This window comes from Paenibacillus sp. J22P218, from assembly GCF_056269195.1.
Genome location: NZ_JBWDNL010000011.1, coordinates 84,927 through 91,665 on the forward strand (window position 1 = coordinate 84,927; position 6,739 = coordinate 91,665).

5 protein-coding genes and 1 rRNA gene are annotated in these 6,739 nt (G+C 48.3%); all 6 read right to left on the bottom strand.

What is annotated here, in order from left to right; genetic code table 11:
- Positions 1-6: 6 nt before the first annotated feature.
- A complete protein-coding gene (gene pdxT, locus AC0YN0_RS30475; RefSeq protein WP_475824641.1) occupies positions 7-591 on the bottom strand; it encodes a pyridoxal 5'-phosphate synthase glutaminase subunit PdxT in 585 nt (194 codons plus the stop codon).
- 96 nt (positions 592-687) lie between these two features.
- Positions 688-1,569, bottom strand: a complete 882-nt coding sequence (gene pdxS / locus AC0YN0_RS30480; RefSeq protein WP_442053385.1) for a pyridoxal 5'-phosphate synthase lyase subunit PdxS — start codon at positions 1,567-1,569, stop codon at positions 688-690.
- A 120-nt stretch (positions 1,570-1,689) separates the two neighbouring features.
- Positions 1,690-2,979, bottom strand: coding sequence for a D-alanyl-D-alanine carboxypeptidase family protein (locus AC0YN0_RS30485; protein WP_442053388.1), 1,290 nt, complete (start codon positions 2,977-2,979; stop codon positions 1,690-1,692).
- Between the two features lie 211 nt (positions 2,980-3,190).
- Complete coding sequence (guaB, locus tag AC0YN0_RS30490) at positions 3,191-4,648, bottom strand: IMP dehydrogenase (protein WP_442053384.1); 1,458 nt, start codon at positions 4,646-4,648, stop codon at positions 3,191-3,193.
- 143 nt (positions 4,649-4,791) lie between these two features.
- A complete protein-coding gene (locus AC0YN0_RS30495; protein ID WP_475824642.1) occupies positions 4,792-5,994 on the bottom strand; it encodes a GNAT family N-acetyltransferase in 1,203 nt (400 codons plus the stop codon).
- A 654-nt stretch (positions 5,995-6,648) separates the two neighbouring features.
- Positions 6,649-6,739 (bottom strand): 5S ribosomal RNA (gene rrf, locus AC0YN0_RS30500); the annotation flags it as partial.

Sequence of the window (6,739 nt, forward strand, 5' to 3'; positions counted from 1 at the left end):
TACAATCTAAGCCTTGCCCGCTGCCGCTTCCTTCACCATATCGACGAAATAAGCGTGCAGACGATAATCGTCCGTCAATTCCGGATGATACGATGCCGCAAGCAGATGGCCTTGTCTTGCCGTCACGATCTCGTCCTTGTATGTAGACAATACGTCAACGTCCTTGCCTACCTTCTTAATAAGCGGCGCACGGATGAATACGGCACGGATCGGCTCGTTAATCCCTTTCACATCGAGATCCGTCTCGAAGCTTTCCCGTTGGCGGCCGAATGCATTTCTTGCCACGGTCATGTCCATGAGGCGCAGATGCGCGTCCTCTTGGCCTTCAATCTCTTCCGCAAGTACAATAAGACCTGCGCAAGTGCCGAACAATGGCTTGCCTTGTCCAGCGAACGCTCTTACGGCATCAATGAAGCCGTATTGGCGCATCAGCTTGCCGATCGTCGTGCTCTCTCCGCCAGGGATTACAAGCCCCTCCAGCTCTTCAAGCTGCTCGACTCGCTTAACGGCGACCGCTTCCGCGCCCGCCGCCTCCAAACTTCGTATATGCTCTGCCACCGCGCCTTGAAGCGCAAGTACGCCAATCTTCATGACCCAATCGCCTTCCTTTACGAAGCTGAAGCCGGCCGCGCAATAATCTGCACAAAGCCGGCGTCCGCGTATTACTCACTATATGAATTCTGAAATTTAGATACCGCGATCTTGCATGCGTTGCGAAGAATCAAGCTTGGAAATTTCAATGCCTTTCATTGGCGTTCCCAAGTTTTTGGATACTTCCGCAATCAATTTGTAATCTTGGTAGTGCGTTGTAGCTTCAACGATAGCGCGAGCGAATTTCTCTGGGCTGTCGGATTTGAAGATACCGGATCCAACGAATACGCCGTCAGCACCAAGGTGCATCATAAGCGCTGCGTCAGAAGGTGTTGCTACGCCGCCAGCTGCGAAGTTAACGACAGGAAGCTTGCCTGTCTCGTGAATTTGAAGAAGAAGGTCATAAGGTACGCCAAGAACTTTCGCTTCATTGTAGAGCTCGTCCTTCGACAAGCCTTGTACTTTGCGAATTTGGCCGTTAATAAGACGAAGATGACGAACTGCTTCTACGATGTTGCCTGTTCCCGGCTCACCTTTCGTACGAAGCATTGCTGCGCCTTCTTGAATACGGCGAAGCGCTTCGCCAAGGTCCTTCGCTCCGCATACGAACGGAATCGTGAACTCGTTTTTGCTAATGTGGAAAATCTCATCTGCAGGAGTCAATACTTCCGACTCATCGATATAGTCAACGCCCATCGACTCGAGCACTTTTGCTTCAACATAGTGACCGATACGTGCTTTCGCCATAACCGGGATCGAAACAACCTTCATCACTTCTTCGACGATTGTCGGGTCAGCCATACGGGCTACGCCGCCTGCTGCACGAATATCGGAAGGTACGCGCTCAAGTGCCATAACTGCCGTTGCACCTGCTGCTTCTGCTACCTTTGCTTGCTCAGCGTTCATGACGTCCATAATGACGCCGCCTTTTTGCATTTCTGCCATTCCGCGTTTTACGCGCGATGTACCTGTTTCCATCCTACAAATCCTCCTATTTTCGACCATTGTCATTGTTTCTTGCCGAAGTTGTACTAACCATTGATTTTACAGGAAGCCCGATTAATCGACAACCCTAGATTTGCCTCGCGAGGCAAACAATTAGAACATATTGATGATCCCGTTAAACAATCCGGAGAAAAACTCGCCAATTGCTCGGAACATCAGCTTGAACCAGCCGGCTTTCGCCACTTCATCCGTGGTCACCAAGTTAACCGTGTACTCGGTCGTAATGTTCAGTTCGGCATCGGTATACTTATAAGTCACTGTGCCTACAGCCGTTCCGGCTGGAATCGGAGCAACAAGCTCATCTTCCGACTTCACTTGGCTGCCGATGAGCTCGACCTTAGGCTCGACGCCTTTCTTAACCATGAAAGTAATGTCTTTGTCCGTTACGACATTTACGCTCTTTTTTGCGCCTTTTTTAACTTTTACCGATTGGATCGTTTCTACCACAGATTTCGGCGGCAATACCGTCTTTTTCTCAAAAGTGCTAAATGCGTAGTTGTACAGCTTCGCCGTTTCTTGGAAACGCGAGTTTTTCGTAGCCGTATCCATAACAACGCTAATGAATCGGATATCGCCGCGCTTTACCGTACCTGTGAAGTTGTAGCCCGCCTCTTCGATGAAGCCGGTCTTCATGCCGTCAACGCCCTCATAGGCTAAGAAAGCAAGACCCGACTTGTTCTTATTAGCGCCAAGCATATAGTTGAAGTTAACCATCGGCGCTGTGTCGCGCGGACGGAACTTGTATTCCTGCATGCTGGAGAATTCCAAAAACTCTGGATGTTCTTTCAAAATAATTTGCGACAGCTTGGCCACATCGGATACCGAAATGACGGTATTCGGTTCGAAGCCCGTTGCGCTTGTAAATACGGCAGATTTGAGATCGAGATTTTTAGCCGTTTCGTTCATTTTGTCGACAAAAGCTTGCTCTGTGCCTGCAATTTCCGTTGCAAGCGCGCGAGTCGCGTCATTAGCTGATCCAACTGCCATTGCTATATATAAGTCCCTGACCGAGTGCTGATCGCCCTCAGCCAAATATATTTGCGATTCCGAAGGTTCTGTATCTGCAGCTTCTGGGCTTACCGAAATGATCTGATCCCATTTTAAGCGGCCATCCTTAATTTCCTCTAACACGATATACTCTGTCATAAGCTTCGTCATACTCGCTGGCGGCAGCGGCTCGTCCTTGTTTACCTGGAACAACACCTGGCCGGTATCCGCATCAATCAGTATTGCCGATTTAACCTGCAATCCTAGTGAGTTTTCCGTACTTGGTCTATTATCGTAACCTTGCGCCTCTACTACCGCAGTATTAAACGATAGCATTACCATCCAAATCGCCAAACTTGCAGCGATGACCGACAAAAACCGAACCGGTCTAACCATAACCTTCAACGTCGTCTCCCCTTTTCCCACTTGGATTGTCCGTTGTTAATTGTAACATAACAAACCAATACAATTAAACCTCTTTGAACAGTTACCTAAATGAGTAATCTCTCACCAATTATAAGGGGATTGCACATCAAAGAAAACCAGACAAGGACAAGCGTAGTATACGCAAATCCCTGTCTGGCTGTTATCCCGTTAGTCGGGTCTATTATAGAGAGTAGTTTGGTGCTTCTTTCGTAATTTGAACATCATGCGGATGGCTCTCACGGAGACCCGAACCCGTAATGCGTACAAATTGCGTGTCGTTGCGAAGCGCTTCAAGCGAAGCCGTACCGCAATAACCCATACCCGAACGAAGTCCGCCGAGCAATTGGTGAACCGTATCGGCTAGCGGCCCTTTGTAAGGTACGCGGCCCTCGATGCCTTCCGGAACGAGCTTGCTCTCGTTCTCTTGGAAGTAACGGTCCTTGCTGCCTTCTTTCATCGCGCCAAGCGATCCCATGCCACGGTATACTTTGAAGCTGCGGCCTTGGAAAATTTCCGTCTCGCCAGGGCTCTCAGCCGTTCCCGCGAACAAGCTGCCGATCATAATGACGCTTGCGCCAGCTGCGATTGCTTTCGTAATGTCGCCGGAATACTTGATGCCGCCGTCAGCGATAACTGGAACGTTGTATTCGCGTGCTACCGATGCACAATCGTAGATGGCTGTAATTTGCGGTACGCCGATACCTGCAATAACGCGAGTCGTACAGATCGAACCAGGACCGATACCGACCTTAACGACCGATGCTCCTGCTTCGATCAAGTCACGCGTAGCTTCACCCGTTGCAACGTTGCCTGCAATGATCGTAAGATCCGGGTATGTTGCGCGCAGCTTGCGAACCGCTTCAAGAATATTTATATGATGACCATGCGCCGAATCAACGACAAGTACGTCGATACCCGATTGCACAAGCGCTTCTGCGCGATCCATCGTATCTTTCGAGATGCCTACCGCCGCTCCGCAAAGCAGACGACCGTGCTTATCCTTTGCCGCATTCGGGAATTGGATCGCTTTCTCGATATCTTTAATGGTAATAAGACCTTTGAGCGTGTTCTCTTCATCCACGAGAGGCAACTTCTCAATCTTATGTCTTTGCAGAAGTCCTTCGGCCTCTTGCAACGTTGTGCCAACAGGCGCCGTCACAAGATTCTCGTGCGTCATGACTTCACTAATTTTAATGGAATAATCGTGTACGAAACGCAAGTCCCGGTTTGTCAGAATACCAACAAGCTTCTTGTTGTTATCCACAATCGGTACGCCGGATATACGGTATTTGCCCATAAGCTCTTCAGCGTCGTAAACATGATGCTCAGGTGTCAGCGAGAACGGGTTAGTAATAACGCCGCTTTCCGAACGTTTTACGCGGTCAACCTCTTCCGCTTGCTGTGCGATGGACATATTCTTATGAATAATACCGATACCGCCCTCACGAGCTATAGCAATCGCCAATGCCGATTCCGTAACTGTATCCATGCCTGCGCTAATGAGCGGAATATTCAGCTTAACGCTGTCGCTTAATCGAATCGAGATGTCAACTTCCCTTGGTAGCACTTCTGATTTGCGCGGAACAAGCAGTACGTCGTCAAACGTAAGCCCTTCTTTGGCGAATTTTGTTTCCCACACGAGTATGTTCCTCCCTTATTTTCAGTACCTCTCACGTATATTATTGCAATATTAGCAGAGGGGGTAGGGGCTGTCAAGGCTGAACAAAACAGCGTGCACGTCAGTAATTTGTGCAGATTGTTAGCCAAAATGGCCGTATTTTATCAGAAAAAGTCCATTAAGTACGTGTTTCGTTCGGGAATACGCTTCTGTAAGCGGTTTATAATGGACTCGTCTCCTTGGACTCGGCCATATTGGTATAATTGCAATATGTTCATATAACCTAGAAGTATCGTCGTTAATGTGCCAATACTGAGTTCAACGCTGTTTTGACCATTATTTGACGCAGAATAATCATAGGGAGCAAGGCTAGCTTTACCCGATTCGGCGATGCCCAGCATGTAGAGTCCATTATTCCATGGCGCATGCTCATCCTTTATTGCAATCACAATGTGATCCTCATAATCTGCCGCCTCAAACGAATATTGCTCCACAAAAGCTGCTGCATCAACAATACGCGCCATAAAGTACGGAATCGTCTCGTGCTGGATGCGTGGATTATCTAATAGGAATGGCAACTGATCGTCGGACGGCGCCGTTATCGTTACTCTCTCTATCATCGAATCATGTTGAGCTATAAATGACCATAACGAGCTGCGAGCATCCTCGTTAAGATAGACCAACTCATGTATCGTCATCTGACTATTTTTAACTTCATAACGAATATAGCCTTGGGGTTTGTCCGCATTATCATAATACACAGCAGTCTGGCCAGGCTTGCGTTTGTTCACCCGATACTCCCACCATAGCTCGCTACGTGCCAACGTTCCGTTGTACTTGGAAGCATAAGCTTCGTACAGTTGACCTATTACATTGGATGATGCCTCCATGCCCACTCTTTCAATTCGACCATTTATCGTTTGCCTTGCGGGTAATTGCTCGGTGCGGATGGTGTAAGACTTATATTCGGTATACGTCTCCCAACCGAACTTCCGGTAGAAAGCAAAGGCGAATGGATGCAGAAACGATATACTCTGACCTCTATCCTTCATCCCCTTTAGCGCATGTACGAGCAGCTTAGCAACTAAGCCTTGTCTACGATACTCCGGCCAAGTAGCTACACCAGCCACTCCACCCATTGCAAATCTTTTTCCTCCGATATAGGTGTGCAGATCGAACACCGCAGCTTGCGCTGCAAACTTTCCATCTACGATTGCGGCCCACTTCACAGCGGGTTCTGCTAAGAACTGCTGCTTCGTCCGCTCAATCTCTTCAGGCGATCGGACATACTGAAAGGCAAACTGGGATAATGCTATGCTCGCATCATATAACTCTTCCTTCATCTGAACAATTTCAATTTTTCGCATCTCATATCGCCTCCAATTATCACCATCATATAACAAAAGAAGAGTGGCTACTATATGCAGTAGAACTCTCTCCTTTTCCGACGTCGCTTTTTAAATGAGATAAAGAATACTAATCACTCTATTCAACATTTCGCGACTCCTATGAGTATGTAACGAATTCAGTAGTTCTTATTCAATAGCTTTGATGCATATTTCGGTACTTTGGAGTCAAATAGGGATATCAGTATTTTTAAAATCGGAAAATCAGCCGATTTGAAGCAAATAGGGTTTATAGGATTCGTGGTCATACGCTTAAACAACGAAAAAACCTACCGTATGTAGATCCGATAGGTCTTTCGTGTCTCACCGACGGCCATTCCGCACCGGCTGAATAGACTACTTTTGTGCTTCCTCGCCATTTCTGTGCACAACAAAAAACCAACCGCATCACATGCGGTTGGTTCCTCGTGCTTGGCGACGGACATTCCGCACCGGCTGATTAGACTACTTGTGCTTACTTCGAGGTCGGCATCTGAACCTTCCTCTATGGCCGGGCCTGCTTCCTCGCCTTTTCATCGATCGAAGGTTCAGTTACTCTCCCAGGCTGGGAGAGGTAAGTCGCTGCTTCTGCGCACAACAAAAAACCAACCGCATCACATGCGGTTGGTTCCTCGTGCTTGGCGACGTCCTACTCTCCCAGGACCCTGCGGTCCAAGTACCATTGGCGCTGGAGGGCTTAACGGTCGTGTTCGGTATGGGAACGCGT